This window comes from Streptococcus saliviloxodontae, from assembly GCF_016908655.1.
In the GTDB taxonomy this organism is placed as follows: Bacteria; Bacillota; Bacilli; order Lactobacillales; family Streptococcaceae; genus Streptococcus; species Streptococcus saliviloxodontae.
The window spans coordinates 1-3,147 of record NZ_JAFBEI010000066.1; the positions used below are offsets into that span (position 1 = coordinate 1).

2 protein-coding genes are annotated in these 3,147 nt (G+C 43.9%); both read left to right on the forward strand.

The window, feature by feature from the left end; genetic code table 11:
* Positions 1-172: 172 nt before the first annotated feature.
* On the forward strand, positions 173-1,579 hold the full coding sequence (pepV, locus tag JOC31_RS09715) for a dipeptidase PepV (protein ID WP_205017947.1): 1,407 nt from the start codon (positions 173-175) through the stop codon (positions 1,577-1,579).
* Between the two features lie 75 nt (positions 1,580-1,654).
* Entirely contained in the window at positions 1,655-3,016 is a 1,362-nt protein-coding gene (gene rlmD, locus JOC31_RS09720; protein WP_205017948.1) for a 23S rRNA (uracil(1939)-C(5))-methyltransferase RlmD, read from the forward strand.
* Positions 3,017-3,147 lie beyond the last annotated feature (131 nt).

Genomic DNA, 3,147 nt, shown 5'->3' on the forward strand with positions numbered 1-3,147 from the left:
TTATCCTTTGACAAATATCTAAGCCGACTACTTTAGGTCAAAAAAGGTTCTGTCGTTCAGAAAATGAAATGGAGTATCTCATGCGTTTGTCGTGAATTATCAAAAAGAAAAAAGAAAAACCAATAAAAAAATGGTAAAATAGACCTACTTACTAGAAAAAAGAGGAAAGCTTATGACAATCAATTACAGAGCAGAAGTTGACAAACGCAAAGACGCTATGATGGAGGACTTATTTGCCCTTCTTCGTATCAATTCTGAGCGTGATGACAGTAAGGCTGATAAGGGACACCCTTTTGGTCCTGGTCCTGTGAAAGCCTTGGAACATTTCTTAGCAATGGCAGAACGTGATGGTTATAAGACCCGCAACATTGATAACTATGCTGGTGACTTTGAGTTTGGAGAGGGGGATGAGGTTCTTGGTATCTTCGCTCACTTGGACGTTGTACCAGCTGGTAGCGGTTGGGATACAGACCCTTACGAGCCAGTCATCAAGGACGGCAAACTCTATGCACGTGGGTCATCAGATGATAAAGGACCAACCATGGCTGCCTATTATGCCCTAAAAATTATCAAAGAGTTAGGCTTACCGACTTCTAAAAAAGTTCGTTTCATTGTAGGAACGGACGAAGAATCAGGCTGGGGCGATATGGATTACTACTTTGCCCACAACGGTCTCAAAGACCCAGACTTTGGCTTTGCCCCTGACGCTGAGTTTCCGATTATCAACGGTGAAAAAGGAAATATCACCGAGTATCTTCATTTTTCTGGGGAAAATAGCGGAGCTTTCACCTTATCTAGTTTCACAGGTGGTTTGCGTGAGAATATGGTACCAGAGTCTGCGACAGCAGTCTTCACAGCCACTATGGACCTAGCAGACTTGCAAGAAAAGCTGAATGATTTTATCGCAGCAGAACCTGTTACAGCAGAGCTCTCTGAAGCAAGTGGGCAATATACCCTTACTGTTTACGGCAAGTCAGCTCACGGGATGTCACCTTTTGCAGGGATCAATGGTGCAACCTTCCTAGCTAAGTTCCTCAATCAGTTTGCCTTTGAAGGTGCAGCTAAGGCCTATCTCCGAGTAGCAGGCGAGACACTTCATGAAGATTTCTATGCTAAGAAGTTGGGCTTGGACTTTGTGGATGCTAAAATGGGCGAGTTAACCATGAATGCAGGTGTCTTTACCTTTGATGCCAGTTCTTCAGATAATACCATTGCTCTTAACTTCCGTTACCCTCAAGGAACAGATGCTAAGACCATTAAGGCAGGTCTTGAGCAGTTGGAAGGGCCGAGCAAGGTCAGTCTTTCTGAACATGAACACACACCGCACTATGTACCGATGGAAGATGAGTTGGTATCAACACTTCTAGCTGTTTATGAGCGCCAAACAGGACTAAAAGGTCATGAACAAATTATCGGTGGTGGAACCTTCGGTCGCCTGTTAAAACGTGGCGTCGCCTTTGGAGCTATGTTCCCAGGCTATACCAACACCATGCACCAAGCCAATGAATTTACAGACGTAGAAGACCTCTACCGCGCAGCAACCATTTACGCAGAGGCTATCTATGAACTGATTAAGTAAATATGGTATAATGAGAGACGCGAGTCTCTCTTTTTAATAGCAGAGCGAGAAATTTAAAGAACAAGGAATAACATCATGTTAGAAAAAAATGATATCATCAACGTATCCATCGTTGATTTGACCCACGAAGGCAAGGGAGTTGCTAAGATTAACGGCTTGGTTTTCTTTGTAGACAATGCTCTTCCTGGTGAGATTATCAATATGCGTATTCTCAAAGTCAAGAAAAACATTGGTTACGGTAAAGTAGAGAGCTACGTTAAAAAGTCTGAGTTTCGCAACGAAGATGTCAACAGTGACTATCTGCGTAGCGGGATTGCAGACTTAGGGCATTTGGCTTATAGCGAACAGCTCAAGTTTAAACGCAAGCAGGTCGTCGATAATCTTTATAAGACGGCTAAGATTTCGGAGTCGGATGTGGAAGTCGCAGAAACGCTAGGAATGGAAGTTCCTTATGCCTACCGCAACAAGGCAGCTGTCCCAGTTCGTCGTGTCAATGGTCAGCTGGAGACAGGTTTTTTCCGCAAGGGTTCTCATGACCTCATGCCCTTGGAAGACTTTCTTATTCAAGACAAGAAAATTGATGACCTCGTTGTTTTTGTCCGTGATTTGCTCCGTCGTTTTGATATCAAACCTTATGACGAAAAGGAGCAGACAGGTCTTATCCGTAATCTCATGGTCCGTCGTGGGCATTACACAGGGCAAATCATGCTGGTCTTGGTAACGACACGTCCCAAGGTTTTCCGTATCGAGCAGATGATTGAAAAGATTGTAGCAGCCTTTCCAGAAGTTGTTTCCATTATTCAAAACATCAATGATCAAAACACAAACGCTATCTTGGGGCAGGAGTTTAAGATCCTTTACGGATCAGACACCATTGAGGACAAAATGTTAGGAAACACCTATGACATTTCAGCTCAATCCTTCTATCAAGTCAATACGGTTATGGCAGAGAAACTCTATCAAACAGCCATTGATTTTTCAGACTTGTCAGCTGACGATGTGGTCGTAGATGCTTACTCAGGTATCGGTACGATTGGTCTGTCATTTGCCAAAAAAGTCAAGCAGGTTTATGGTGTTGAAGTGGTGGAAACAGCTGTCGCTGATGCTCAGAAAAATGCAGAGCGAAACAGCATTACCAACGCTACCTATGTCGCAGACAGCGCTGAAAATGCTATGGCAGACTGGTCTAAAGCAGGTATCAAGCCAGACGTTATCATCGTCGACCCACCACGCAAAGGCTTGACAGAAAGCTTTATCAAAGCTAGCGTCGCTATGGCGCCACGCAAAATCACCTACGTCTCATGTAACCCAGCAACCATGGCGCGTGACATCGCCCTCTACCAAGACCTAGGATACAAACTCACAAAAGTTCAACCAGTAGACCTCTTCCCGCAGACGCATCACGTGGAGTGCGTAGCTCTGCTCGTAAAAGCCTAGATACCTTTGAACGAAAGGGATAGTAAAAAGCCTTGATTATGAACTGCACCCCAAAAGTTAGACACAAAATCTAACGAATGGGGTGTTTTTTGATGAAATTAACGTATGAAGATAAATTAACAATATACGAG

Bases quoted from the DNA above. Each gene is read 5' to 3' on its own strand.
- pepV (WP_205017947.1), top strand. From the start codon at position 173: ATGACAATCAATTACAGAGCAGAAGTTGACAAACGCAAAGACGCTATG.
- rlmD (WP_205017948.1), top strand. From the start codon at position 1,655: ATGTTAGAAAAAAATGATATCATCAACGTATCCATCGTTGATTTGACC.